At 70.1% G+C, this 24,122-nt stretch carries 25 protein-coding genes, 4 tRNA genes and 1 pseudogene; 18 read left to right on the top strand and 12 right to left on the bottom strand.

Annotated features, from left to right (window positions below; genetic code table 11):
* Positions 1–67 precede the first annotated feature (67 nt).
* Positions 68–475 (top strand): cyclic nucleotide-binding domain-containing protein, encoded by a 408-nt coding sequence (locus BUE29_RS07495; protein ID WP_143168049.1) that lies wholly within the window; start codon positions 68–70, stop codon positions 473–475.
* Positions 476–540: 65 nt separating this feature from the next.
* Here BUE29_RS07495 and BUE29_RS07490 read toward each other — a convergent pair whose 3' ends face one another.
* A complete protein-coding gene (locus BUE29_RS07490; RefSeq protein WP_073388174.1) occupies positions 541–1,326 on the bottom strand; it encodes a phosphotransferase enzyme family protein in 786 nt (261 codons plus the stop codon).
* A complete protein-coding gene (locus BUE29_RS07485; protein ID WP_159440843.1) occupies positions 1,316–2,290 on the bottom strand; it encodes a sugar-binding transcriptional regulator in 975 nt (324 codons plus the stop codon). Before BUE29_RS07485 ends, BUE29_RS07490 begins: the two co-directional genes overlap by 11 nt.
* Before the next feature lie 162 nt (positions 2,291–2,452).
* On the opposite strand from BUE29_RS07485, the gene BUE29_RS07480 reads away from it, so the two are divergent.
* From BUE29_RS07480 to BUE29_RS23665, 5 genes and pseudogenes are all read left to right on the top strand, one after another.
* Positions 2,453–3,802 carry an ABC transporter substrate-binding protein gene (locus BUE29_RS07480; RefSeq protein WP_073388171.1) on the top strand — a complete coding sequence of 450 codons (1,350 nt, stop codon included), beginning with the start codon at positions 2,453–2,455 and terminating at the stop codon, positions 3,800–3,802.
* 9 nt (positions 3,803–3,811) lie between these two features.
* Positions 3,812–4,792 (top strand): carbohydrate ABC transporter permease, encoded by a 981-nt coding sequence (locus tag BUE29_RS07475; protein WP_084180825.1) that lies wholly within the window; start codon positions 3,812–3,814, stop codon positions 4,790–4,792.
* Positions 4,789–5,700, top strand: coding sequence for a carbohydrate ABC transporter permease (locus tag BUE29_RS07470; protein WP_073388169.1), 912 nt, complete (start codon positions 4,789–4,791; stop codon positions 5,698–5,700). Before BUE29_RS07475 ends, BUE29_RS07470 begins: the two co-directional genes overlap by 4 nt.
* A gap of 37 nt (positions 5,701–5,737) precedes the next feature.
* Positions 5,738–6,730, top strand: coding sequence for a zinc-dependent alcohol dehydrogenase family protein (locus BUE29_RS07465; protein ID WP_073388168.1), 993 nt, complete (start codon positions 5,738–5,740; stop codon positions 6,728–6,730).
* Between the two features lie 73 nt (positions 6,731–6,803).
* Positions 6,804–6,911 (top strand): annotated as a pseudogene (locus BUE29_RS23665) (type II toxin-antitoxin system VapC family toxin); the annotation flags it as partial.
* A gap of 22 nt (positions 6,912–6,933) precedes the next feature.
* Here the strand turns inward: BUE29_RS23665 and BUE29_RS07460 are convergent.
* Genes BUE29_RS07460 through BUE29_RS07450 form a run of 3 tightly spaced genes read right to left on the bottom strand, consistent with a single transcriptional unit; the run spans position 6,934 to position 10,090 of the window.
* Positions 6,934–7,833 (bottom strand): carbohydrate ABC transporter permease, encoded by a 900-nt coding sequence (locus BUE29_RS07460; protein ID WP_073388166.1) that lies wholly within the window; start codon positions 7,831–7,833, stop codon positions 6,934–6,936.
* The gene (locus BUE29_RS07455) at positions 7,830–8,816 is read right to left on the bottom strand and encodes a carbohydrate ABC transporter permease (RefSeq protein ID WP_200800093.1); all 987 of its coding nucleotides are present in this window, start codon (positions 8,814–8,816) and stop codon (positions 7,830–7,832) included. The genes BUE29_RS07460 and BUE29_RS07455 overlap by 4 nt, the downstream gene beginning before the upstream one ends.
* A gap of 2 nt (positions 8,817–8,818) precedes the next feature.
* Positions 8,819–10,090 (bottom strand): extracellular solute-binding protein, encoded by a 1,272-nt coding sequence (locus tag BUE29_RS07450; RefSeq protein ID WP_073388164.1) that lies wholly within the window; start codon positions 10,088–10,090, stop codon positions 8,819–8,821.
* Positions 10,091–10,352: 262 nt separating this feature from the next.
* On the opposite strand from BUE29_RS07450, the gene BUE29_RS07445 reads away from it, so the two are divergent.
* Genes BUE29_RS07445 through nagA form a run of 3 tightly spaced genes read left to right on the top strand, consistent with a single transcriptional unit; the run spans position 10,353 to position 13,363 of the window.
* Entirely contained in the window at positions 10,353–11,240 is an 888-nt protein-coding gene (locus BUE29_RS07445) for an SIS domain-containing protein (RefSeq protein WP_073388162.1), read from the top strand.
* Positions 11,241–11,264: 24 nt separating this feature from the next.
* Positions 11,265–12,242 (top strand): ROK family protein, encoded by a 978-nt coding sequence (locus BUE29_RS07440; RefSeq protein ID WP_073388160.1) that lies wholly within the window; start codon positions 11,265–11,267, stop codon positions 12,240–12,242.
* A complete protein-coding gene (nagA, locus tag BUE29_RS07435; protein WP_073389495.1) occupies positions 12,239–13,363 on the top strand; it encodes an N-acetylglucosamine-6-phosphate deacetylase in 1,125 nt (374 codons plus the stop codon). Before BUE29_RS07440 ends, nagA begins: the two co-directional genes overlap by 4 nt.
* A 28-nt stretch (positions 13,364–13,391) precedes the next feature.
* Here the strand turns inward: nagA and BUE29_RS07430 are convergent, their stop codons facing one another.
* From BUE29_RS07430 to BUE29_RS07400, 7 genes are all read right to left on the bottom strand, one after another.
* Positions 13,392–14,186: a DeoR/GlpR family DNA-binding transcription regulator gene (locus BUE29_RS07430; protein ID WP_073389491.1), complete on the bottom strand. Its 795-nt coding sequence runs from the start codon at positions 14,184–14,186 to the stop codon at positions 13,392–13,394.
* A 160-nt stretch (positions 14,187–14,346) separates the two neighbouring features.
* A tRNA-Phe gene (locus BUE29_RS07425) sits at positions 14,347–14,423 on the bottom strand.
* Between the two features lie 54 nt (positions 14,424–14,477).
* Complete coding sequence (locus BUE29_RS07420; protein WP_159440842.1) at positions 14,478–15,107, bottom strand: sirohydrochlorin chelatase; 630 nt, start codon at positions 15,105–15,107, stop codon at positions 14,478–14,480.
* A 29-nt stretch (positions 15,108–15,136) separates the two neighbouring features.
* A tRNA-Asp gene (locus BUE29_RS07415) sits at positions 15,137–15,213 on the bottom strand.
* Positions 15,214–15,251: 38 nt separating this feature from the next.
* Positions 15,252–15,324: transfer RNA gene (locus BUE29_RS07410), tRNA-Glu, on the bottom strand.
* Positions 15,325–15,409: 85 nt separating this feature from the next.
* Complete coding sequence (locus tag BUE29_RS07405) at positions 15,410–15,676, bottom strand: GlsB/YeaQ/YmgE family stress response membrane protein (protein ID WP_073388155.1); 267 nt, start codon at positions 15,674–15,676, stop codon at positions 15,410–15,412.
* Positions 15,677–15,715: 39 nt separating this feature from the next.
* Positions 15,716–16,705 (bottom strand): prephenate dehydrogenase, encoded by a 990-nt coding sequence (locus BUE29_RS07400; protein WP_200800091.1) that lies wholly within the window; start codon positions 16,703–16,705, stop codon positions 15,716–15,718.
* 95 nt (positions 16,706–16,800) lie between these two features.
* Here BUE29_RS07400 and BUE29_RS07395 point away from each other — a divergent pair, with 95 nt between their 5' ends.
* The 9 genes from BUE29_RS07395 (at position 16,801) to BUE29_RS07355 (ending at position 23,671) form a co-directional block, all read left to right on the top strand.
* Positions 16,801–17,283: a tRNA adenosine deaminase-associated protein gene (locus BUE29_RS07395; RefSeq protein WP_159440841.1), complete on the top strand. Its 483-nt coding sequence runs from the start codon at positions 16,801–16,803 to the stop codon at positions 17,281–17,283.
* A gap of 3 nt (positions 17,284–17,286) precedes the next feature.
* Positions 17,287–17,772, top strand: coding sequence for a tRNA adenosine deaminase-associated protein (locus BUE29_RS07390; protein ID WP_073388151.1), 486 nt, complete (start codon positions 17,287–17,289; stop codon positions 17,770–17,772).
* A 26-nt stretch (positions 17,773–17,798) separates the two neighbouring features.
* Entirely contained in the window at positions 17,799–18,227 is a 429-nt protein-coding gene (locus tag BUE29_RS07385; RefSeq protein ID WP_200800130.1) for a nucleoside deaminase, read from the top strand.
* Between the two features lie 10 nt (positions 18,228–18,237).
* Positions 18,238–18,325: transfer RNA gene (locus BUE29_RS07380), tRNA-Ser, on the top strand.
* Between the two features lie 128 nt (positions 18,326–18,453).
* Entirely contained in the window at positions 18,454–19,827 is a 1,374-nt protein-coding gene (locus BUE29_RS07375; RefSeq protein ID WP_084180823.1) for a tyrosine-type recombinase/integrase, read from the top strand.
* Between the two features lie 153 nt (positions 19,828–19,980).
* Positions 19,981–20,694, top strand: a complete 714-nt coding sequence (locus tag BUE29_RS07370; protein ID WP_073388145.1) for a hypothetical protein — start codon at positions 19,981–19,983, stop codon at positions 20,692–20,694.
* A 4-nt stretch (positions 20,695–20,698) separates the two neighbouring features.
* Positions 20,699–21,379: a hypothetical protein gene (locus BUE29_RS07365; protein ID WP_073388143.1), complete on the top strand. Its 681-nt coding sequence runs from the start codon at positions 20,699–20,701 to the stop codon at positions 21,377–21,379.
* Positions 21,380–21,657: 278 nt separating this feature from the next.
* Positions 21,658–22,707 carry a DNA methyltransferase gene (locus BUE29_RS07360; protein ID WP_200800090.1) on the top strand — a complete coding sequence of 350 codons (1,050 nt, stop codon included), beginning with the start codon at positions 21,658–21,660 and terminating at the stop codon, positions 22,705–22,707.
* A gap of 19 nt (positions 22,708–22,726) precedes the next feature.
* Positions 22,727–23,671 carry a hypothetical protein gene (locus tag BUE29_RS07355; protein WP_084180822.1) on the top strand — a complete coding sequence of 315 codons (945 nt, stop codon included), beginning with the start codon at positions 22,727–22,729 and terminating at the stop codon, positions 23,669–23,671.
* Positions 23,672–24,122: the final 451 nt, after the last annotated feature.

Below are 24,122 nucleotides of genomic sequence, written 5' to 3'. Positions count from 1 at the left end.
CACCGCCTCTAGGCTCGCGGGCATCCTGCCGCGGACGATCGCGTCCGCCCGACCCGATGGAGTGCTCATGCCCGGTGGCGACAAGCGCAAGCTGACCTCGACCCTCACCGGGTACGCGACGTTCGCCGACTGCAGCAAGGACGACGTCGCCGCCCTGGTCGACGCCGGCGGCCCGTTCACGCTCCCGGCGGGCTGGCCGCTCGTGCAGGAGGGCATCCCCGCCGACGCCTGCTTCGTGCTGACGGAGGGCACGGCGCTGGTGTTCCACCAGCGCGAACAGATCGCCGAGCTCGGACCCGGCGACCTCATCGGGGAGATGGCGCTGCTCGGCGGCGGGCAGCGTCGCGCGACCGTCACCTCCTCGAGCCGAGTGGCCGGGCTGCGGGTCGAGTACGACGCGCTGCGCACGCTGCTGTCCCAGCGGTCCGCCCTGGCCGACGCCTTCCGCGCGGTCTACGACGCCCACAGCGACTGACCGTCTTCCTCGGCGAGTTGGTGGCAAAACAGCGGCTCGCAGCAACCAACTCGCCGAGGAAGGCGTCAGCGGACGGCGGCGTGCAGCTCGCGGCGGTGGGCGACGATCCAGCCGCCCGCGCGCCGGTACATCTCCGCCTGTGCCTCCCACATGCGGCCGAAGGCCGGGTGCCCGGCCTGGCTGGCGTCGCGGATGACGGCGGCGATCCACGCGTTCGCGGTCGCGGAGGCGGCCACGGTCGCGGTGCGCAGGATGGCGTCGGCGCCGTAGCCGTCCAGCAGCGCCCGCAGCCGACGGGCCGCCGCACCGGCGCGGTCGTCGGTGACGTCGGCGGGTTCGCGCAGCGGCGCCCAGCAGCATGCCGCTATCGCAAGGTCCCAGGGCCGGCTCCCGGGCGCGGCGAGGTCGAAGTCGATGAGGGCCACGGCCCGGCCGTCGCGGAAGACGACGTTGGCGGGGTTGACGTCGTTGTGCGTCACCAGGGTGCCGCGCCACGGCGGCGGCACCGCCCGCTGCCAGCGCAGCGGCGTGGCGTCGAAGCTCGCGGCGTGGTCGTGGAAGCTGCGCAGCAACGAGCCGACCGTGGCCAGCGCGTCGTCGGTCAGCGCCCACCCGGGCAGTGGTTCGACGGCCGCGGTGCCGGGCACGTAGTCGAGCACCTCGACGCGGCCACCGTCGGCGGCGCCGTCCACGACGCCGGGCGCGCCGCGGAACCCCGTGTCGCGCAGATGACCGAGCAGCGCGTGGACCGCGGGCGCGTGCCCGCCGCGCGGGCGGTGCACGGTGTCGCCCACGCGGAAGACGCGGCCGCGGTTCGCGGTGCCGCCGGCGAGCAGCTCGTCAGCCGGCATCGGCGGCGGCCGGTTCGGTCGCGCGCTGGTCGGCGACCAGCAGCGCGCGGGCGAGCTCGGTATGGGTGACGAGACCGTTCACGAGGCCGCCGCGCAGGGCGGCCCGGACGGCGTCGGCCTTGCCGCGGCCGTACGCGACCGATATGACGGTGCCGGCGCGCCGTAGCTGGTCGCCGGTGACGCCGATGATGCGCTTGCTCAACGCACCGGAGATGGAGTGGCCGTCGCGACCGACGAGCGCGCCGGAGATCTCGCCGATGGTGCCCAGGGCACTGGCCTGCTCGCGGGCCTCGGGCTCCACCATGTCGTAGATGGTCGACAGTCCCGGTTCCCAGGCGCCGATCCCCACCGCCGCGACGGTGACGCGGTCGGCGAGCTCGAGGGCACGCGCGACGTCGGGCTGGCGCAGCACGACGCGGGCCGAGGCGGCGTCCGGTGCGACGAGCGGCGCGTAGTACACGTGCGGGGTCCCGCCGCCGGCCTGCGCCACCGAGCGGACGAGCTCGAGCACGTCGCTTCCGTCGGGCCCGGACAGCGCACCCGTCAGCTGGACCACGGGGCACGCCGCGATGCTGCGCACCGCGGCGCCGACGCCCTGCAGCGACCGTGCCCACGCCAGACCCAGGACGTCGTCGGCGGTGACGATCTCGCTCAGGACCCCGGCCGCCACCTGCCCCAGCCGTCGGCGCAGCTCGGGCATGTCCTCGCCCCCGTGCTCGATCACCACAGCGTGGGCCAGGCCGAACCGTTCCTGCAGCTGGACGGACAACTCGGTGTCGACACCGGCGGGTGACTCGATGCGGATCGACACGATGCCCTCGCGGCGGGCGGTCTCGAGCAGCCGGGCGACCCGGAAACGGCTGATGCCGAGCCGATCGGCGATGTCGCTCTTGGACAGCTCGTCGAGGTAGAAGAGCCGCGCGACGCGGGCGAGCAGCACGTGCTGGCCTGGTGTGGGCGACACCGTGCACCCCCTCGCCGGCACCGCTCATGTGAGCGCGTTGACTTCCAGTTTGTCAGAAACCGTTGACAGCGACCACCGGCAAGCGGGAGTTTCGTCCGGAGATTTCCGAGCGGGCTGGCGCTCGTTTGAGCTATCGGTGTCCTGACGAGTCGAGGAGGATTCGTGCGGGGTAGGACGATTCGCGCGGCGCTGGCGGTGCTGGCCGTGCCGCTGCTGACGGGAGCGCTCGCCTCCTGCGGTGCGCAGGGCTGGGGCGACACGGGGGGCGCGGGCACGGTCCGGGTGCTCATGGTGAACAACCCGCAGATGATCGATCTGCAGAAGCTGGCGCCGGAGTTCACCAAGGAGACCGGCATCAAACTCAGCTTCACCGTGCTGCCCGAGGACGACCTGCGCGACAAGGCCAGCCAGGAGTTCTCGAGCCAGGCGCATCAGTACGACGTCGCCACGCTGTCGAACTACGAGATCCCGTTCTACTCGAAGAACGGCTGGCTCGAGCCGCTGGACCGCTACGTGAGGAACGACGCGTCCTTCGACCAGGCCGACATCCTCAAGCCGATCGCCCAGAGCCTGACCGGCGACGACGGCAAGATCTACGGCGAGCCCTTCTACGGCGAGTCGTCCTTCCTGATGTACCGCAAGGACGTCTTCGCCAAGAAGGGACTGACGATGCCGCCGCACCCGACCTGGCAGCAGGTGGCGGCCCTCGCGGCCAAGGCCGACGGCGCGCAGCAGGGGATGCGCGGCATCTGCCTGCGGGGCCAGCCCGGCTGGGGTCAGGTGCTCGCGCCGTTCACGACCCTCGTCAACACCTTCGGTGGGACCTGGTTCGACAAGGACTGGAACGCGCAGGTCGACTCGCCCGCCTTCAAGCAGGCCGCCGACTTCTACGTCGACCTCGTCCGCCGACACGGGGAGGTCGGCGCGGCCCAGGCCGGCTTCACCGAGTGCCTGACCAACCTGCAGCAGGGCAAGGTCGCCATGTGGTACGACGCGACCTCCGCGGCGGGATCGCTCGAGGCCAAGGGCTCGCCGGTGGCCGGCAAGATCGGCTACGTCCCGGCGCCGGTCGTCAAGACGAAGACGGCGGGCTGGCTGTTCGCGTGGTCGTGGGCGATCGAGAAGGCGAGCGACCACAAGGACAAGGCGGCGCGCTTCGTCGAGTGGGCCTCGAGCAAGAAGTACGAGGAGCTCGTCGGACGCCGACTCGGCTGGGCCAACGTGCCCGCCGGCAAGCGCACCTCGACCTACTCCAACCCGGACTATCTGAAGATCGCGGGGGCCTTCGCGAAACCGACGCTGTCCTCGATCCAGTCGGTCGACCCGCGCTCACCGGGGGTCCAGCCGCGGCCCTGGGTCGGCATCCAGTTCGTCGACATTCCCGAGTTCACCGACTTCGGGACGAAGTTCTCGCAGGAGTTCAGTGCCGCCATCGCCGGCAAGCAGTCGGTGCAGAGCGCGCTCGACACCGGCCAGGATCTCGCGTCCACCGTCGGCGACACGTACAAGTAGGGGGACGCCATGTCGAGCGCAACGTCGGGCGCGGCACCGGCCGCCCCGGTCGCGGAACGCGAAGCCGAGGTGCCCGAGCCCACGGGCAACGGCACCGGGCTGGTCACCGGCCGCGACAAGTGGATGCGCAGGGCGCCGCTGCTGCCCGGCCTGATCTTCATGGTCGTCGTGACCCAGCTGCCGTTCGTCGCGACGCTGGTCATCTCCTTCATGCGCTGGAACGCGTTGTCGCCGGCCAACAAGGGGTTCGCCGGGATCGACAACTACCGCAAGGTGTTCAGCGACTCCGCGCTGCGCTCGTCGGTGCTGTTCACGATCCTGCTGACGGTGACCGTCGTGCTCGTCAGCCTCGTGCTCGGCCTGTGCATCGCGCTGCTGCTCGACCGCGCGTTCTTCGGTCGCGGCATCGTGCGGACGCTGATGATCGCGCCGTTCCTCGTCGTACCGGTCGCCGCCGCCCTGCTGTTCAAGCACGGCGTCTACAACCCCGGTTACGGCCTGCTCAACGGGACGTTGACGTCGATCTGGAACCTGTTCGGCGGCGACGCGCCGCAGCCGGACTGGCTGACCGCGCACCCCAAGCTGATGGTCGAGCTGCAGCTGATCTGGCAGTGGACGCCGTTCATGATGCTGATCCTGCTGGCGGGTCTGCAGTCCCGCGACCGCGAGGTCACCGAGGCGGCGCACGTCGACGGCGCGTCCAGCTGGCAGGCGTTCCGGTTCATCACGCTGCCGCACATGCGCAAGTACCTGGAGCTCGGCGGCCTGCTCGGCAGCATCTACATCGTCCAGAACTTCGACGCGGTCTTCACGATCACGTCCGGCGGTCTCGACACCGCGAACCTGCCCTACACGATCTACCAGACCTTCTTCAGTGCGCACGACTACGGCCTCGCGTCCGCGCAGGGCGTCATCGTGGTCATCGGCTCGCTGATCATCGCGACGTTCGCCCTACGGGTCGTGTCGTCGCTGTTCGAGGAGGAGCGATGACCGCGACGGTGAACGCCCCCGACGCCCCCGACGCGCCGGACGCCGCCGAGACCACGCGCGCCCCGGGTAGCGCCGGCAGCAGCCCGCGGACCCGGCGTTACGGCGGTCCGCTGCTCGGCCTGCTCGCGTGGGTCATCGGCATCATCTTCGTCCTGCCGGTGCTGTGGATGATCCTCACGTCGTTCCACAGCGAGCAGAACGCCGGTCACAACCCGCCGTACGTGACCGCGCCGCTCGACCTCGACGGCTACCGCGATTTCTTCTCCGGCGGTACGAGCCCCTGGCCGTACCTGCTGAACTCGCTGACCGCCAGCGTGGTCTCGACCGCGCTCGTGCTGCTGCTGGCGATCCCCGCCGCGTACGCGCTGTCGATCCGGCCGGTGCGCAAGTGGACCGACGTGATGTTCTTCTTCCTGTCGACCAAGATGCTGCCGCCGATCGCGGGGTTGCTGCCGATCTACCTGTTCGCGCAGAAGGTCGACCTGCTCGACAACGTCTTCCTGCTGATCGTGCTGTACATGTCGATGAACCTGCCCATCGCGGTGTGGATGATGCGCTCATTCCTCGCCGAGGTGCCCCGGGCGATTCTCGAGGCCGCCTCCCTCGACGGGGCGAGCCTGCCGTACCAGATGCGCCGCATCATCGTGCCGATCACGATGCCGGGCATCGCGGCGACGTCGTTGATCTGCTTCATCTTCAGCTGGAACGAGCTGCTCTTCGCCCGGGTGCTCACCGGGGTCGCGGCGCAGACCGCGCCGGTGTTCCTCACCAGCTTCGTGACCAGCCAGGGGCTGTTCCTCGCCAAGGTCTGCGCGGCCGCGACCATCGTGTCGCTGCCCGTGCTCGCCGCTGGATTCGCGGCACAGGACAAACTGGTCCAGGGGCTCTCCCTCGGCGCCGTGAAGTGACGCCGGACCCGGACCGTGACGAGGAAAGAAGGACGCAGTGAGAGCAGCGGTGGTCAAGGCCGTCGGCGAGGTGACGGTCGAGACGGTGGACGACCCCACTCCGCAGGACGGTGAGGTCGTCGTCCAGGTCGCCGCGTGCGGCCTGTGCGGCACCGATCTGCACATCCTGCAGGGCGAGTTCGCGCCGACGCTGCCGGTGATCCCGGGGCACGAGTTCGCCGGGACCGTCGTCGCGCTGGGTGCCGGCGTCACCGACGTGCGCGAGGGCGACCGGGTCGCCGTGGACCCCTCGCTGTACTGCCACGAGTGCCACTACTGCCGACGCGGGCGCAACAACCTGTGCCTGCGCTGGAACGCGATCGGGGTGTCGGTGTCCGGCGGCGCCGCCGAGTTCGTCGCGGTGCCCGCGGCCAACTGCGTGCGGCTGCCCGACCACGTCGAGACCGCCGACGCGACGCTGATCGAGCCGCTCTCGTGCGCGGTTCGCGGCTACGACGTGCTGACCAGCCAGCTGGGTTCGCACGTGCTCATCTACGGTGCCGGCACGATGGGGCTGATGATGCTGCGCCTCGCGCAGCGGGTGGGGGCGACGAGCATCGACGTCGTCGACCTCAACACCGACCGGCTCGAGACCGCCCGCGGGCTCGGGGTGACGCACGCCGAGACCACGGCCGACGGCATCGAGCCGGAGTTCGGCTGGGAGCTCGTCATCGACGCCACCGGCAACGACAAGGCCATCCAGGACGGGCTCGGTCGCGTCGCGCCCGGCGGCACCTTCCTGCAGTTCGGGGTCGCCGACTACGCCGCCCGCGCCACCATCGACCCGTACCGGATCTACAACAAGGAGATCACCATCACCGGGTCGATGGCGGTCCTGCACAGCTACGAGCGGGCCGCCGAGCTCTTCGCCACCGGTGTGCTCGACCCGGGCCTGTTCATCACCGACCGCGTCCCGCTCGAGGACTACGCCGGTGCGATCGAGGCGTTCAAGACGGGCAAGGGACTGAAGACGCAGGTGATCCCGGGCTAGGCGCATCCGATGCGACGATCGGTGGCGTCGGATGCGTGCGCACGACTCTCGATCTCGATCCGAGCGTCCCTACGACCTGGTGCCCGACGCGCACCTCGTCGCGCTGATGCGTCGGCACGACGTGACGGTGATGTGGAGCCACGACCGCGACCTGCGCCGCTTCGCCGGCAGCCGGGTCTAGGATCCGTTCCCGCCTGACGGCGCTACTTCACCGAGCCGGCGGTGAGGCCGCCCACCAGGTGCTTCTCGATGGCGGCGAAGAGCACGACGACCGGCACGATCGCGATGATGGACGCGGCGAAGAGCAGGTCCCAGTTCTGCTGGTAGCCGGTGACGTAGGAGTTGATGCCCACCGTCAGCGGCTTGCGCGAGTCGTCCTGCATCAGCGTCAGCGCGACCACGTACTCGTTCCATGCCGCGATGAAGGTGAACACGACCGCGGTCACGAGCCCCGGCTTGGTGAGCGGCAGCATCACGCGCCACAGCGTGCCGAACTTGCTGCAGCCGTCGAGGTGCGCGGCGTCCTCGACGTCCTTCGGGACGGCGGAGAAGAACCCGTGCAGGATCCACACCGCGAACGCGAGATTGAACGCCGCGTTGGTCAGGATGATCGCCTGGTAGGTGTTCACGAGGCTCAGGTCGAAGAACTCGCGGTAGATGCCGACCACCAGCGACGTGGGCGAGAACATCTGCGTGACCAGGACGAGGAAGAGGAACAGCGTGCGGCCCGGGAAGCGGTAGCGGGCCGTGAAGTACGCGGCCGGCACCGCCGCGACGAGGACGATGGCCGTCGAGACCCCCGCGACGAGCAACGAGGTCTTGAGCCAGTTGAGGAACCGGTCGTCGGACAGCACGTCGCCGAAGGACGAGAACCGCCAGTGCCGCGGCAGGAAGGTCGTCGGGGTCGCCACGACGTCGGCGCTCGGACGCAGCGCGTCGAGCAGCATGACGATGTAGGGCGAGAGCAGCACGAGCGCGAGCACGAACCCGACGACCGGCAGCACGACCGGACGCCAGCGTCGCCAGCCCCGGTGACGGCGTACGGGAGCGGGTTGCTCGCCGGTCGCGTCGCCGACGGCGGTGGCGGTGATGGACGTCGTCACGATCCCGGCTCCTCCTGCCACTTCACGGTCTTCAGGTAGATGACGACGACGACCAGGATGAGCAGGACGTTGAAGACGCCGGTCGCCGCCGACATGCCCACGTCGAGCTCGGCGCTCTTGAAGGCGAGCTTGTACATGAAGGTGATCGTCGTGTCGTGCTCGAAACCGGGGTTGCGCTCGTTGAGCGTGTAGACCACCGGGAAGGAGTTGAAGACGTAGATGATGTTGAGGACGGTCGCGACGAGCAGGGCCGGACGCAGCAGCGGCAGCGTCACGTGCCGGTAGGTCTGCCACGACGACGCACCGTCGATGCGGGCCGCCTCGAGGACCTCGTGCGAGATCCCGTTGAGCCCGGCGATGAAGACGTACGCGGTGAACGGCAGCGACACGAAGACGCCGACGACGATCATCGACGGCATCACCCAGCTGTCGTCGCCGAGGAAGTCGACGGGCTTGTCCAGCAGCCCGAGGCCGACGAGCACCTTGTTGACGATGCCGTGGTAGTAGTCCAACAGCAGCGTGAACAGTCGCGACGTGATGACGAGCGACGCCGCCCAGGGCACGATGAGCGCCCACCGCACGACGCGGCGTCCGAAGAACTCCTTGGACAGGAACTGCGCGAGCGCGAGCCCCAGCACGATGGTGATCGTGACGACCGCGACCACCCACACCAGGGTGTTGACCAGCACGGTGGCGAGGTCGGGGTGGTCGAGCACCTTGCGGTAGTTGTCGGTGCCGACCGAGCCCTTCTCCAGGCCGGTGATCGAGTAGGTCTTGGTCGAGGCCTGGATCATCGCGATCGCCGGGTAGACGACCACCGCGCCGATGAGCACGAGCGCCGGCGCGAGCCAGATCAACGCCTGCCAGAACGGCGCGTGGCCGCGGGCGCGATGCGTGCGCCCGCGGTGCGGCCGGTGCGGCGCCGCCGGCACGGCGTCCGCAGCCGCAGCCGCGGACGTCGTGCCGGCGGACGTCGAGGTCACCGTCAGCTCGCCTCGGCCGTCTTCTGCAGCTGGTCGAGGACCTGCTGCGGGTCTCCGCCGGAGGCGACGCCCTCGCCGATGTCCTGCTGCACGGCGAGCAGCACCTTGTCCCACGCCGGGTCCTGGTTCGGGGTCAGCTTGATGTTCGGCAGCGTCTGGATGTAGACGCTCAAGGCCTTGTTCGACGAGAACACCTTCAGCCCGGACTTGGTGACGGGCAGGAACCCCTCGGCCTTGATGAACTTGTTGACCTGGTCGGGCTGGTAGTACAGCTCGTAGAAGTCCTTGACCGCCTGTTGGTTGCCGGACTTCTTGAAGGCGTTGAGGTAGTCGGTGACGCCGTAGGTCGCCGGCTGGCCGCCGGTGTTCGTGGGCATCGGCGCGATGCCGTAGTCGACCTTCTTGGTCTTGTCGAGGTCGGCCGACAGCGGGCCGAAGCCGACGATCATGCCGGCCTTGCCGGAGGTGAACAGCGGGAACGCGCCGTCGGTGCGGTTCGTGCGGCCCGGGTTGTTCTGCGTGACCTTGTCGTCGACGGCCAGCTTGCGCAGGAACTTCAGCGTGTCGACGTTCTGCTTGGAGTTGATCGTCCACTTGCCGTCGTCGGACTGCCAGTTGCCGCCGTTGTTGAACGCCCAGATCGAGAACTCGGCCTGGGCCTCCTCCTTGCCCAGCGGCATCGCGTAGCCGACGTTGCCGTTGCCGAGCGCCTGCACCTTCTTGGCGTCGGTCTCGAACTCGTCCCACGTCTTCGGCGCGGTGGCGATGCCGGCCTGCTTGAACAGCGTCTTGTTGTAGAACAGGGCGCGCGCCGAGGAGAGGTCCGGGAAGCCGTAGAGCTTGTCCTTGAACGTGCCGCTGGTCTTGAACGCGTCGATGAGGTCGGACTGCACGCTGGTCGGCAGCACCTGCGAGGCGTCGTAGAGCAGGCCGTCCTTCGCGTAGCTCGAGTAGTAGTTGATGTTCAGGATGTCCGGCGGGTTGTTGTTCTGGATCATCGTGCGGCTCTGCTGCGCGATGTCGTTCCAGTTGATGATCTGGACGTCGAGCTTGATGCCGTATTTCTGCTGGTACGTCTTCGCGAACGAGCTCCAGAAGCTCTGCGTGTTCTTGGAGTACTCGGCGGCGACGAGCTTGATCGACTTGACCCCACCACCCTTGCTGGTGGTGCCGGTGTTCTTGGCGTCGTCGGCACCGGTACCGCCGCCACAGGCGGCGAGGCTCAGGGCCACTGCCCCGAACGCGGCGGCGAGCGCGGCCGTCCTTCTCTTCATCTGTCCTCCTTGCCAGGCGGTGGACGTGGCCACCGCGGCCGAACGGCGAACTGCTCAGACTGTGCCGGGGAGGTTAGTACAGATGATTGCTTGCAGCTAGATTAAAGCAGAAACAATCAGATACCGTCCCTCGCGCCGGGCCAATGCGCTCCACGTGCCCAGGAATTGCGCGCAACGCGCAGGGCGCGACCGTATCCCGCCGGGAGTACCCCGGCGCCGTTCCACGCCCGAATCGGGTCGTCACCACCGAGGGGAACCGTCGATGAGCCACGTGTCAGCCGAGATCGCCGACCAGCCGGGCTGCTGGCGGCGGGCCGCCGAGCTCGCCACGACCGACGAGGTCGTCCACGTCCTGCCGAAACCCGGCGAACGGGTCGCGGTGGTGGGCTGCGGGACGTCGCTGTACATGGCGCAGTGCTTCGCCGTCCTGCGCGAGACCGCCGGCCAGGGCGAGACCGACGCGTTCCCGGCGTCGGAGTTCCCGACGGGCCGGACCTACGACCGGGTCGTCGCGCTGACACGTTCGGGCACCACGACCGAGGTCCGCCGGCTGCTCACCGGACTGGCGGGCAGCACGCCCACCGTCGTCGTCACCGCCGTCCCCGACGCCCCGGTCGTCACCGAGGCCGACACCGCCGTCGTCATCGACTTCGCCGACGAGGAGTCGGTCGTGCAGACGCGGTTCGCGACGACCGCGCTGGCCCTGTGGCGCGCCTTCCTGGGCGAGGACCTCGACCCGGTGATCGCGGCGGCCGAGCAGGTGCTGGCCGAGGGGGCACCCCCGGCGGCGGTGGCGTCCGAGCAGTTCACCTTCCTCGCGACCGGATGGGCGACCGGGCTCGCGAACGAGGCCGGCCTGAAGCTGCGCGAGGCGGCACAGGCGTGGACCGAGGCCTACCCGGCCATGGAGTTCCGCCACGGCCCCATCAGCGTGATCGACGATCGCTCGACGGTCTGGGTGCTCGGCGCGCCCCCGGTGGGCCTGCTCGACGATCTCGCGGTCACCCACGCGAACGTCGTCACCGGTCACCGCGACCCGATGGCGCAGCTGATCGGCGCCCAGCTGGTCGCGGTGGCCGTCGCCGAGCGGAAGGGGCTCGACCCCGACCGCCCCCGCAACCTGACCCGCTCGATCGTCCTGCCCGCCTGACGGAGGACTGGGCACGATCGCACCATGACCGAGACGCGACCGGCCACACCCCCGCCCGCCGTCGTCGCCCTCGACGTGGGCGGTACCGGGATGAAGGGCTGGGTCTGCGACCGCGCCGGGCGGTCCCGCCGGACGGCGGAACGACCGACCCCCGTCGCGGCAGGGCCCGACGCCGTCGTGCGGGCGGTGCGCGATCTCGTCGTCGAACTGCGCGGCGCGGACGACGATATCGTCGCGGCCGGCGTGGTCGTCCCGGGCATGGTGGACGCGGCCAACGGCGTCGCCACCTGGTCGGCCAACATCGGCTGGCGTGACGTGCCGCTGGGGACGTTGCTCGCCGCCGACCTCGGCGTGCCGGTCGCGATCGACCACGACGTGCGCAGCGGGGGGCTCGCCGAGGCGCGCATCGGCGCGGCCCGCGGCCGGGCCAGCTCGCTGTTCGTCCCGGTCGGCACCGGCATCGCCGGCGCGTTCGTCGTGGACGGCGTCGCCCACGCCGGCGCACGGGGCGCGGCCGGCGAGGTGGGGCACGTCATCGTCCACCCGGACGGCGAGCCGTGCGCGTGCGGCCAGCACGGCTGCGTCGAGACCTACGCGTCGGCCGCGGCCGTCGTCCGCCGCTACCGTGCCCGCACCGGGACCGCGCGCAGCGCCGCCGAGATCGCGGCGCGGCTGCGGGTCGACCCGGACGCGCGGACGGTGTGGGACGACGCCGTCACCGCCCTGTCGCTCGGGCTCGTCGCGGCGACGGCGCTCTACGACCCCGAGCTGGTGGTCATCGGCGGCGGCCTGGCGGCCGCGGGGAGCGTCCTGCTCGACCCGCTCGTCGCCGCGCTCACCGCGCGGCTGGCGTGGCGCGCGCCGCCGCCGCTCGTGCTCGCGGCGCTGGGCAGCGCGGCCGGTCGCTACGGCGCGGCGCTCATCGCGTGGGCCGCGGCCGGCGAGCCCGACATCGGGTCGGACTGGGACACGACGGCGGCGACGACGGGGGTGACGGCGTGACCGTGCTGGCCGGCGCCCGGGTCGTCACGCCCGACGCGGTGCTGGACCCCGGGTGGGTGGCGGTCGAGGGGACGCGCATCGCCGCGGTCGGCGCCGGTGCCCCGCCCGCGGCCGCAGCCGATCTCGGCGGGGCGTGGGTGCTGCCGGGGTTCGTCGACCTGCACGTCCACGGCGGCGGTGGGCACGACGTGACGACGTCGCCCCGGGACCTGGCCGCGGCGGTCGCCTTCCACCGCGCGCACGGCACCACGCGGACGCTGGTCTCGCTGGTGACCGCGCCCGAGGCCGAGCTGCGCGAACAGCTGACCTGGGTCGCGGCCGCGGCGGCCGCCGGGCCGCACGGGGCCGGCCACGTCGTCGGCGCCCACCTCGAGGGCCCGTTCCTGGCGGCGGAGCGGTGCGGCGCGCAGAACCCGGCGCACCTGCTCGCGCCGGACCGGGCCGTGCTCGCCCGGCTGCTCGGCGCCGCGCCCGGCACCGTCCGGGTCGTGACGCTCGCCCCCGAGCTGCCCGGCGCCGCGGACCTGCTCGCCGACCTGCTCGTGGCGGGCGTGGCGGTCGCGGTCGGGCACACCGCCAGTGGGTACGACGACGCCGCCGCGGCGTTCGAGTCCGGCGCGGGCCTGGCCACGCACCTCGGCAACGGGATGCCCCCGCTGCAGGCGAGGGAGCCGGGACCCGTCGGCGCCGCGCTCGACCGGGGCGCGTACGCCGAGGTCATCAACGACGGGCAGCACGTGCACCGCGGTCTGCTGCGACTCGTCCGCCCCGACCGGCTGGTGTTGATCACCGACGCGATGAGCGCCGCGGGCGCCGCGGGCGGCAGCTACACCCTCGGTGGACAGGAGGTGACGGTCGCCGGCGGGGTAGCGCGGCTGGCGCGCAACGGCTCGCTCGCCGGCAGCACCCTGACGATGGACGACGCGGTGCGCCGGGCGGTACGCGACGCCGGGTTGTCGATCGTCGACGTGGCGGCGGCCGCGGCGACCAACCCCGCGCGCGTGCTCGGCATGGCGGACACGTGTGGCGCGCTCGCCGCCGGGCTCGACGCCGACCTCGTCGTGCTCGACGACGACCTGCGTCTCGCCCGCGTCATGGCGCAGGGGCAGTGGTGCGGCTGACCGGTGGCGGGACCGGCGGGACCGACCCCTAGACCGAGGTGACGTCGACGCCCGCCTCGCGCAGCCGCTGCAGCTCGTCGGCGTCGGCGGTGCCGTCGGTGACGAGGGCGTCGACGCGGCCCGTGTCGCAGATGCGCGCGAACGCCCGCAGCCCCACCTTGGAGCCGTCCGCCACGACGACGACCCGGTTCGAGCGCTCCACCATCAACCGGTTGATCTCGGCCTCGCCCTCGTTGTGAGCCGCCGCCCCGCCGCCGGCGGAGATGGCGTTGACGCCGAGGATGAGGACGTCCACGGCGATGTCGTCGAGCAGCCGGCGCGACAGCGGCCCGATGAGCTCGTAGGACTGCGGCCGCGCCACCCCGCCGATGACGACGACCTTGACGTGGGGGCGCACCACGAGCTCGTTGGCGATGTTCAGCGCGTTGGTGACCACGGTGAGCTGGGTCGGCCCGGAGCCGTTGGCGGTCCCGGCGAGATGGGTGCGCGTCGCGAGCGTGCGCGCGACCGCCGAGGTCGTCGTGCCGCCGTTGAGGCCGACGACCGCCCCGGGGCGGACGAGGTCGGCGGCGGTGTCGGCGATGCGCTGCTTCTCGTCGGACTGCCGCACCGACTTGTACCGCAGCGGCAGGTCGTAGCTGACCGACTGCACGACGGCGCCGCCCCGGGTGCGGGTCACGAGCTGCTGGGCGGCGAGGTCGTCGAGGTCGCGGCGGACGGTCGCGGGCGACACGTCGAAGCGCTCGACGATCTGCTCGACCGAGAGCTTCCCGCTCTCGGCGAGCGCCTCGAGAACCGCGTTCAGGCGTTCGTAGCGCTGCACCATTGCTCGCTTCCGGCGTCGGGTGCACGTATTTGATCGAAGTGGGCATCGACACGTCAAGACCGCGCGGGTTTCGCTCGCAAGAAATGACAGAGCCCACGGTGCCGGGCCCGGAGACACCACCGGCCGCCGCGACGTATCGCGACGGCCGAGGGCGTGGTGGTGGCCAGGGGCGGGGTCGAACCGCCGACCTACCGCTTTTCAGGCGGTCGCTCGTACCAACTGAGCTACCTGGCCGTGCTCGCGGGCCAGACTACCGGACGGCGGCGCGGCTCCGCGGTGCGCGCCCGGTCAGCGCGCGGCCCGGGTCTCGTCGTAGCGGCGCCACGCGAGCGTGACCAGCGCGTCGTGCACGCCGAGCGGCTCGGCGACCGTCGTCCCCGCATCGGCGGCGGCGCGCAGGGTGGACGCGAAGCGGCCCTCGGCGAGCAGGTAGGTCGCCACCGTCAGCGGCCGCGGGAGCGCGGCGAAGGCCGCGACGAGATCGTCGGCCATGGTGTGGACGGCGACGGGACGCCCGACGCGGCGGGCGAGCCGGGCACCGGTCTCGGCGAGCTCGGCGGTGGCGGCCGAGCGACTCGACCCCGCCCCGACGAGGGCGACGGCGCCGTCGGCGGGCACCGCGCCCAGGCGGGCGAGCAGCACGTCGACGAGCAGGTCGTCCGGGCCGAGATGGCGGCTCACGACGGTGCGGGGGTACGCCGCGACCGCGGCCGGGATGTCGGTCTGCACGTGGTAGCCGGTCGAGAGCAACAGCGGGACGACGACGGTGGGCCGGTCGTCGAGGGCGTCGGGCAGCCGTGGCTCGACGACGTCGAGGAAGCAGTGCTCGACCGGGACGGCGGGGCGGGCGGCCGCGATCGCGGCGACGAGACGCTCGGTGGTGGCGCGGCCCGCGTCGTCCGCGGTGCCGTGCGCCACCACGAGCATTCGTGGTGGCGAGGCATCCATGGCGACCCCGACGGGACTTGAACCCGCGACCTCCGCCGTGACAGGGCGGCACGCTAACCAGCTGCGCTACGGGGCCAGGTGGATCGCTGGCGCGATCCGTATGGCGGTACTGCGTGCCCCCAACGGGATTCGAACCCGTGCTACCGCCTTGAAAGGGCGGCGTCCTGGGCCTCTAGACGATGAGGGCGCCGTGAACCGTTCATCATGCTAGCCCCGCTGGTGGACTCGTCCAGCATAGGGGACGCGCCGACCGCCTTCCACCACGGGGCCGCTCACCGGCGTCGCGGGCGGTAGACCAGCCGGAAGACGATGAGCACCAGGACGCTGCCGATGACCGCGCCGATGAAGGTGCTGGCGCGGCGCAGGTTGAACTCGTCCTCGAACAGCAGCGTGAACAGGCTGCCGCCGGCGTAGGACCCGACGACGCCGAGCAGGGCGGTGCCGATGCAGCCGAGGCGGGTGGGGCTGCTCACGAACAACCGCGCGATGCCGCCGGCGAACAGCCCGACGAGGAAGAGGGCGAGGATCGACCAGAACATGACCGGGGATTCTGCCCGGTCGGCGCCGCGCCCGGCGGGTCAGATGGGGCGCATCCCGAGCAGCCGCACACCGTCGTCGTCGCGCAGGACCGCCGTGACCCACCCGCCGGCGCGGCCGTGCCCGACCAGGGCCGTCGGGTCGGTGGTGACCTCGACGGGCTCGAAGCGGCGGTGTTCCCAGTTCGTCCGGGCCGCGTGACCGGCGCTCGCGAGCGGGTAGACCGACCGGCCGGCCGCGAGGGCGTCGCGGGCCGAGGTCAGGTGATAGATCGCGTCGTCGAGCGCGCCGACCAGCGCGGCGTTCCCGTCGCACCACGACGTCACGAGCTCCGGCCGGGTGCGCGCGACCCGCGATCCGGACTTGTACGACCCCGCCGCGAGCGAGAGCCCGAGCGAGCCGCCGGCGAGGCCGGTGAGCGCCAGCGCCTCGGCGAGGACGTGCGGCAGGCCGATGACGCGGGCGACGGCGGTGTCCTGGTCGGCGGCCGTCGTCGGCACCGGCCGGGCGCCCAGGTCGCAGACGAGTCCGGCGAGCCGCAACCACGCGGTCAGCGAGGTGTCCGGCTCGAAGATCAACGCCCACGGGCAGTCGCGGAACAGCAGCGGGTCCGACGCCGCCCAGCCCGTCTCCTCGACGCCGGCGAGCGGGTGCCCCCCGACGAAGCGGACGCCGGGCGCGTGCTCGCGGACCGCGGCCAGCACCGGTTGCTTCAACGTGCCGACGTCGGTCAGCACGGTGTCGGGTCGCAGGTGCGGCCCCACCGAACGCAGCGCGGGGGTGACCTCGGGCAGCGGCATCGCGAGGACGACGAGGTCGGCACCGTGCACGGCGGTGGCGGCGTCCGGTGCGACCGGGAAGCCGGCCGCGCTCGCCGCGGCGCCGGCGCCGGGTTCGGTGTCGAAGCCGATCACCTCGAGGCCGGTCTGGCGCAGCGCGCGCAGCAGCGAGCCGCCGATGAGGCCGAGGCCGAGAACGGTCACGCGCCGGAAGGGCGGGACCTCCGTCGAGGGGTGCGTCGGCACGGTCACCGCGCGACCGTATCGCCCGTGTCGCGACACGTGTCGGCGACTTCCTCGGACCGGGTCGTCCGTGCCACGATCGTGGGCGGAAGGCGGTGATTGCGGTGGCTCAGCCCGGGTTCGCGGTAGCGGCGTATCGCGACGGTGCGCAGTGGCGTGTCGATCCGCTGCCACCGAGCGTGCTCGACGACCTCGGCGTGCTGCTGTCGGCGCTGCGCGCCCAGCCGCCCGAGGGCGGTCCGTTCGTCGTCGCCTGCCTGGAGGACGAGTTCTTCGTCGTCGCGCGGCAGGACGGCCGGCGGATCTCGCTGTTGCTGTCCGACCTCACCGCCGCGGTGGAGTTCCCCCTCGCCGAGCAGGCGATGACCCGCCTGGGCGAGGACCCGCCCGCCGACGACGAGCTGGACGAGGTCTGGCCGGTCGGCGACCTGGACCTGTTCGACGATCTCGAGCTCACCGAGGACGACGTCGAGGAGATCCTCGACGACCTCGACCTGCTGCCCGAGGAGATGCTCGAGGCGATCATGGATCGGCTGGAGGTCGGCGAGGCGTACGCGCGGGCGATCGACGCGGCCTGGGTGCGCTGAGCCGTGACGTACTTCGCCGCCGTGGTCACGCGCAGCGGTCACCGCTGGCGCACGGCGGAAGCCGATCTGACCGGGTGCGAGTCGCTGGCCGACCTGGGCGACATCGTGGGCGACACGGTGGGCGACGTCCGGCTGCTGCTGATCGAGCAGGACGACGAGTACGCCGCGATCGTGCGACTGGACGCCGGCGACGACGAACCACGCGCCTTCCTCACCGACGGCCACTCGGCCGACGCCTACCCGTTGGCCGCCGTCGTCGCCGAGGAGCTCACCGAGATCGGCACCGACGACCTCGCCGACGACGAGGACGCGCCGCCGGCGCACGACAGCGCGCCGTTCGGCGATGCCGGCATCGTCGCCGATCTCGGCACCGACGCCGACGGGCTGCTGGCGCTGTGCGAGCACGAGGGGACGCTGCCGGTCGACGTGCTGTTCGCGGTCTGCGAGAAGGCCGGCTGCGGCGAGGCCTTCGAGGAGCTGCGCGGGTGATTCCCGCCGCGTCGGACGCGGCCGCGATCGGACTCGCGCTCGCCGCCGCGCGCGAGTGCGACGACGACGTCCCGGTCGGGGCGGTCGTCCTCGATCCGGCCGGGCGGGTGATCGCCACCGCCGGCAACGAGCGCGAGGCCGACCGCGACCCGACCGCGCACGCGGAGATCCTGGCGTTGCGCCGGGCCGGCGCGGCGTTGGGTTCGTGGCAGCTCGGCGGGTGCACGCTGGCCGTGACCCTCGAGCCGTGCCCGATGTGCGCCGGCGCGCTCGTCCTCGCCCGCGTGGCCCGTGTCGTGTTCGGCGCATGGGACCCGAAGGCCGGCGCCGCCGGGTCGGTGTGGGACCTCCTGCGCGACCGCCGCCTCAACCACCGACCCGAGGTCGTCGGCGGCGTGCGCGAGGACGAGTGCGCCGCCGTCCTCGCCGAGTTCTTCGCCGGACGCCGCTGGTAGCCTTCTCGGCGGTGGCGTGTCCGAGCGGCCAAAGGAGCACGCCTCGAAAGCGTGTGTGGGTAAAACCACCGTGGGTTCGAATCCCACCGCCACCGCCAAAACGTAATTTTATGGACAAACAAACGGCAGTCTAACGCCACAACCCCCGGAGATCCGCGAGAAACCGCGAATTTACGGGGGTTTCGTGTTGCGCTCGCTCGGCGTGCGTCGTTTTATAGTTTGTTTTATGGCCAGCGACCCATCCGATACGAATTCGTCGTCGTCTCCCGTGCGCCGCGCGAAGCGAAAGAACGGCGAGGGGTGGATGGGCGAAGTGCTGCGTCCAGATGGCACGAAGGTCTGGAGAGTGCGTCGCACGCTCGCCTACGACCCCGTCACCCGCAAGACAACGGTGGTGGCGGGAGAGGGCAAGACGCCGAAGGAAGCCTACGAGCGCCTGGAGCGCAACGTCCTCCGGCGCGAAGTGCTCATGGGGCTGAAGAGTCCGGAGGAGCTGTACTCACCCCTGCCCGCGAAGCTCTCCACCACCGTGAAGGAGTTCCTGAAGGAGTGGGCGCCGAAGCAGGACTGGAGCGAACAGACGAGGGGAGCACAGCTCCGCCGCATGGCGCTCCACATCAACGATGGGCAGGGCGTGGGGCACATCAAGCTCCGCATGCTCACCATCTCCGACTGCCAGAGCTTCCTGGATCGCCTGAAGGCGAAGAAGGCGAAGGACGGCAGTCAGCTGTTGTCCGGCACGGCGCAGCGGGCGGTGGTGCTCCTGCTCAAGGGCGCGCTCGATGACGCCAAGGACCAGCAGCTCATCCTCGCCAACCCCATGGACGCCATCGAGGTGCCGCAACGCAACGAGGTGGACAAGGAGCACATCAAGCGGGTGAAGTCCTGGCTCCCGCTCCAGGTGTTCAAGGCGATCGAGGGTGACGAGCTGGAGGCTCTGTGGGCGCTGTTCTTCCTCGGCATGCGACAGTCCGAACGCCTGGGACTCACCGACGACCGGGTGTTCCTGGATGCGAAGAACCCCCGCATTGAGATCCGGCAACAGCTCCTTCGCCACACGGACGGCGAGCGCGGCACCAACACGCTCTACATCGCGCAGCGCACCAAGTCCAAGAAGAGCCGGCGGGATATCCAGCTCGTGGAGCCGTGGCTGTCCATCGTGCGTGCTCACCGCCGCAAGCAGCTCGCGCGGCGGAAGAAGTTCACCCCTGAGCATCGCGAGCTGTTGGCGGCGCAGGGGTTCGACAAGCTCCTGTTCACCCGCGAGGACGGCACGCCGATCCGGCACCAGATCGAGAACGCGGAGTGGAAGGCGTTGCTCAAGCGCGCCCGCGCCACCGAGATCGTGGGGCACGACGCTCGGCACATCACCGTGTCGCTGTTGAGCAGTCTCGGCTACGACGCCGCCACCATCATGCGGATCACCGGGTGGAGCAGCACGGCGATGATGGCGGTCTACGACCACCAGACCGCAGCCATTACCCGCGCGCCCCTTGAGGAACTGGGCAAGGTGCTCATCGCCCGGCGCGGCAAGACGGTGGACCAGCTCGTGGAGGTGGCGAAGCAAATGGATGCCGACGAGGAGGAAGAGGACGCCTGAGCTTCCTGCTCGCCGCCTCCTGCCCCGCTCTGCGCTTCGTCTCGCCCGTTCGGGTTCGTTCCGACTTCGGTTTTCCGGGGTTTCCGTGCTGCGCATGGCCTCGCCGTGAGCAGAAGCTCTCCTCGTCAACCCACTGCACGACGAGGAGATCCCATGGCAGCAGAAGAGCCCATCGACTGGCGCGAGCTCACGGTGCGCCTGCGCCCGACCACCACCATCTACGAGCGGCTGCGGGGCAAGCTCGTGGTGCTCACGCAGCGCAAGCGCAAGGGCGCGCCGAAGTTCAGCCAGGAGCAGATCGAGTTCATGGGGCGCGACTTCTTCGAGATGCGCCTGGCGGAGTACTACGCCAACGAGGGCGACCTCGTGATCGCTCCCTCGCTCGCCGCGCTCGCCCGCGCCACCTATCTCGGCAAGAAGTACGCAGCGGCGTCCAACGAGATCAAGGACGTACGGCAAACCATGGCCATCGCGCTCGCTCAGGCAGGCGAGCCGCTCATCGACATCTGCGTGGCCACCGGCGTGAACCTGAAGAACCTCCGCGAAGCGTGGTTCGTGGGAGACATGCCGACCGGCGACATGAAGGTCTCCAACCAGAAGCAGTTGGACGAGGACACCACCGGTGAGGTGAAGCCCGTCCTGGAGCCGGTGATGGAGAAGTCGCTTCTCGTGCCGGTGAAGGTGATGGAAGAGCTGATGACCTTCGAGCCGAAGGACTTGAAGGAGCGCGCCAAGACCTTCCACCCGCTCCCGCCGGAGGACGTGACGGCATCGGACGAGGAGGAGGACGACGCACTCAGTGACGAGCTGGACGACCTGGGCGAGGACGCCGTAGAGGACGGCGCACCGCTGGCAGCCACCTTCTGACCCGATGTTGTTCTTCACGCGGCGGGTGGCGGGCGTGCGTTTCTACAGCGACCTGCCACCCGCCGACGTGCCCCGGCTGTCCCGCAGAGAGCGTTTCGCGATGGGCGAGCGCGAGGTGGATCGGCGGGTGGCGCGGTGGCTTGTGGAGCGGGGCAGGCGCAAGGAGCTGGTCCGGGTGAGTACGACGTCGCTGGCAACGCTGGCGGAGCACGCTGAGGTGCTGCGCCGTGCGCACGCTGCCACCGCTCGCGCGCGGCGGGGCATGGCGGTGGCGCTCGTCTGCCGGGGAGAGAGTGCCGTCGCTGTGTGGGAGGAGTCCGGAGTGCCGGCGCGCACCTTCCGCTCCTGGCTGTATGTCGGTCACGGGAAGCCCACCGAGCGCTTGCTCATCCCGGAGGCGGAGCTGCATGCGTTCGACGAGCACCAGAACAGGCTTGCTCACCAGACGGCGCTGGAGGCGATGGACTTCGACGTGCTTCGGCTGAAGAGCCGCCGCATCCGGACGGCGGGCGATCGCCGCTTCAACGAACTGTTGGAGCAGTTCACGGAGATGCATCGCGACTGGTCGGCGGACAACGAAGACCCCTACGTCTATCAGGGCATCGGCACGGAGGAGCTGGACGTCATCCGCGATCAGCTCGCAGGGATCTTGTACGACGAGGCTCTCACCCGATTCCAGCTTTGACGCCCTGTCGCTGCCACACGGCGGGTGACCACGCCTCACTGCTCGATCCCAGAGCCGCCCTCCTGACGAACCATGCGGGAGGGCGGCTTTCGGCTGTTGGAGGCTGCTCTACCGTCGTCCGCACGGTGGCAGTCCAGGCGGGGCAACGGCTGTAGCTGCGGCGCTCAGAGCGGGCGATGCTGCGATAACTGATCTTGAAGGACGCCTGGGTGTGACCGGAGCATCGCCTAGCAGCGCGCCTCACGGAACCTGTCGTTGGTCGTTTGTACGGTGACGGCGTGCCGAGGACAACCCACAGCAAGACGCAGCACCCCAAGGTCGGGACGTCCGAGCAGATCGGCTCCACAACGCTGTTCTGCGGGTCGGCTGGTGACTTCTACGAGCGCTGGGAAGCGCCGACAGTGATCCACGTAGACGGTCCCTACGGCGTGAGCGGCTTCCCTGGCGACCCGCACACGGCTGACGGTCTCGCGAAGTGGTACGCGCCCCACGCTGCCGCCTGGGCATCTGCTGCCACTCCGGAAACCACACTCTGGTTCTGGGGGACCGAGATCGGATGGGCGCTCGTGCACCCCGTGCTCGATCAGGCAGGGTGGGAGTACGAGGGATTGCAAGTCTGGGACAAGGGCATCGCTCACGTGGCTGGCAACGTCAATAGCCGGACCATACGTGGCTTCCCAGTGGTGACAGAGGTGTGCGCCCGGTACAGCCGGCGCGCGACCTTCGAGTCCGAAGACGGCGCGCTGCTCTCCATGAAGGAATGGCTGCGGTCGGAGTGGCTGCGTTCCGGTTTGCCGCTTTACAAGACCAACGAGGCATGTGGCGTGAAGAACGCGGCGACCAGGAAGTACTTCACGCAAGATCATCTGTGGTACTTCCCGCCTCCGGAGATGATGGCGAAGCTCGCTGCCTATGCGAAGACCAATGGGCGGCTGACCAAGCGCCCTTATTTCTCGCTGGACGGTGCGACGCCGCTTACGGCGGAACGCTGGGCGCACATGCGCACCAAGTGGAACCACGAGCACGGCGTCACCAACGTGTGGGCGATGCCCGCCATCAGGGGCGCTGAGCGCATCAAGCACAACGGGAAAATCGTCCACACAAACCAGAAGCCCCTCGCACTTATCGAGCGGCTCATCAATGCAACGTCGGATGAAGGCGACGTGGTGTGGGACCCGTTCGCCGGACTTGCCACCACCGGCGTTGCAGCCAACCGTCTTGGTCGGCGCTGTTACACGGCGGAGATCACGCCGACGGTGGCAACCGCCGCGGCGGAACGTCTCCGCTCCGAACTCGCTGTACCGACAGATCTGAGCGAACTGGCGTAGTCACAGCTACGGTCATGATGTGACCGAGCAGATCGACTCCGAGGCGGCAGATGTTGACGCGCCCGTGCGCATCGACCCCGACACCTTCCCCGAAGACAAACGTGCGCTATACGACGGCGTGCACGCAGCGCTTGCCGCGCTCCCGGTCTACTTCGACTTCGACAACCCCATCGCAGGCATCGACGCCACCGACCTGCACAACCTGAACACGCTCATGGGAGCGGCGATCGAGGTGCAGGTGGTCGAGACGCTCAACGGAATCCGGAGCGTGTGGGACCCCAATCGCACCTGGGCGGAGTACTCCTTCGTGCGCTCGTCGCAGGCGTTCCCGGACGTTCGGCTGGCGCGGCGCACGCCGCAGGGGTTCGAGGTGATCTTCGGTATCGAGCTCAAGGGTTGGTTCCTGCTCGCCAAGGAAGGCGTGCCTTCGCTGCGCTACAAGGTGGCGCCTGCCGCATGTTCGCCCTGGGACCTGGTGTGCGTGGTCCCGTGGTACCTCTCCAATGCCGTCGCCGGTAAGCCGCAGGTCGGCGCTCCGTGGGTGGAACAGGCGAGGTATGCGGCTGAGTGGCGTGACCACTGGTGGCAGAACGTGCGGAAGCCAAAGAATGCAAACGATCCGACCGGCGTTCAGGTCCCAGCCGATGCAGCTCCCTACCCGAGCAAAGCCGACCTGGTGTCGGTGGTGCCGGAGAAGGACGGAGGCGACAACTTCGGACGCCTCCCTCGGTGTCGCCCGCTGATGGACACCTTCATCGAGGACTCGCTCCACCAGCCCATCCTCGGCATCGCAGCAACGGACTGGCAGACCTTCCTGCACATCCACTCGGACAACGCGGACGGCGAAGCAGTGTTGAAAAAAATCTTGGCGATGGACAAGACATCGAAAGCACAAGTGGAAGCGCGGGCAGAGCGTTTGCGCGGACTGCTTCGCGACCTGGCCACCGAGTTCGACTTCAGTTAGCCGCGCTCGGACGGCAGCTCTGACGGGGAGTCCGCCGCCTCAGGTGTTCGTACGGGGAGGCGAGCTTCGTCTGTTAGCTGACGGATGAGGGAGGCGGGGACGGCAGCGCGGACGTGAAGTGCCGCGGCTCGCCTTGCTTGCTCCTGCCGGGACTTGCTCTTGCTCAGAAAGACTGGCTCGGTCCTTTAAGAAGCTGTAGATGGCTCCTCGCCGCCCTCGCGCCACTCCGTGGTGTTCGGGACGGTCTCGGCTCGTCCTTCGGGCGCCTTGACCGGCGGCGTGGAGCGCTCACCGATGAGGGTGTCGAGCTTCGCTCGAAGTAGGTGGGCATGAAGAAGTCGAAGAGGGGAGCCAGCTACCGCTGGCAGGCTCGCTGCGCTCGCACCCATCACCGAAGTGAATGGCACCGCTCGGAGCGTTCCCGGACGGGTCTGCTCTCCCTCCAACTCAA

The organism is Jatrophihabitans endophyticus (assembly GCF_900129455.1).
GTDB classification, from domain to species: domain Bacteria; phylum Actinomycetota; class Actinomycetes; order Mycobacteriales; family Jatrophihabitantaceae; genus Jatrophihabitans; species Jatrophihabitans endophyticus.
Note: the sequence above shows the minus strand (reverse complement) of the source record. Positions and strands in the feature narration are given on the sequence as shown.

Excerpts from the sequence above, each read along its gene's own strand:
- BUE29_RS07405 (WP_073388155.1), bottom strand. The coding sequence starts at position 15,676 with ATGTTCTGGTCGATCCTCGCCCTCTTCCTCGTCGGGCTGTTCGCCGGC.
- BUE29_RS07445 (WP_073388162.1), top strand. The coding sequence starts at position 10,353 with ATGAGCCACGTGTCAGCCGAGATCGCCGACCAGCCGGGCTGCTGGCGG.
- BUE29_RS07470 (WP_073388169.1), top strand. The coding sequence starts at position 4,789 with ATGACCGCGACGGTGAACGCCCCCGACGCCCCCGACGCGCCGGACGCC.
- BUE29_RS07375 (WP_084180823.1), top strand. The coding sequence starts at position 18,454 with ATGGCCAGCGACCCATCCGATACGAATTCGTCGTCGTCTCCCGTGCGC.
- BUE29_RS07495 (WP_143168049.1), top strand. The coding sequence starts at position 68 with ATGCCCGGTGGCGACAAGCGCAAGCTGACCTCGACCCTCACCGGGTAC.
- BUE29_RS07475 (WP_084180825.1), top strand. The coding sequence starts at position 3,812 with ATGTCGAGCGCAACGTCGGGCGCGGCACCGGCCGCCCCGGTCGCGGAA.
- BUE29_RS07450 (WP_073388164.1), bottom strand. The coding sequence starts at position 10,090 with ATGAAGAGAAGGACGGCCGCGCTCGCCGCCGCGTTCGGGGCAGTGGCC.
- BUE29_RS07370 (WP_073388145.1), top strand. The coding sequence starts at position 19,981 with ATGGCAGCAGAAGAGCCCATCGACTGGCGCGAGCTCACGGTGCGCCTG.
- BUE29_RS07440 (WP_073388160.1), top strand. The coding sequence starts at position 11,265 with ATGACCGAGACGCGACCGGCCACACCCCCGCCCGCCGTCGTCGCCCTC.
- BUE29_RS07490 (WP_073388174.1), bottom strand. The coding sequence starts at position 1,326 with ATGCCGGCTGACGAGCTGCTCGCCGGCGGCACCGCGAACCGCGGCCGC.
- BUE29_RS07365 (WP_073388143.1), top strand. The coding sequence starts at position 20,699 with ATGTTGTTCTTCACGCGGCGGGTGGCGGGCGTGCGTTTCTACAGCGAC.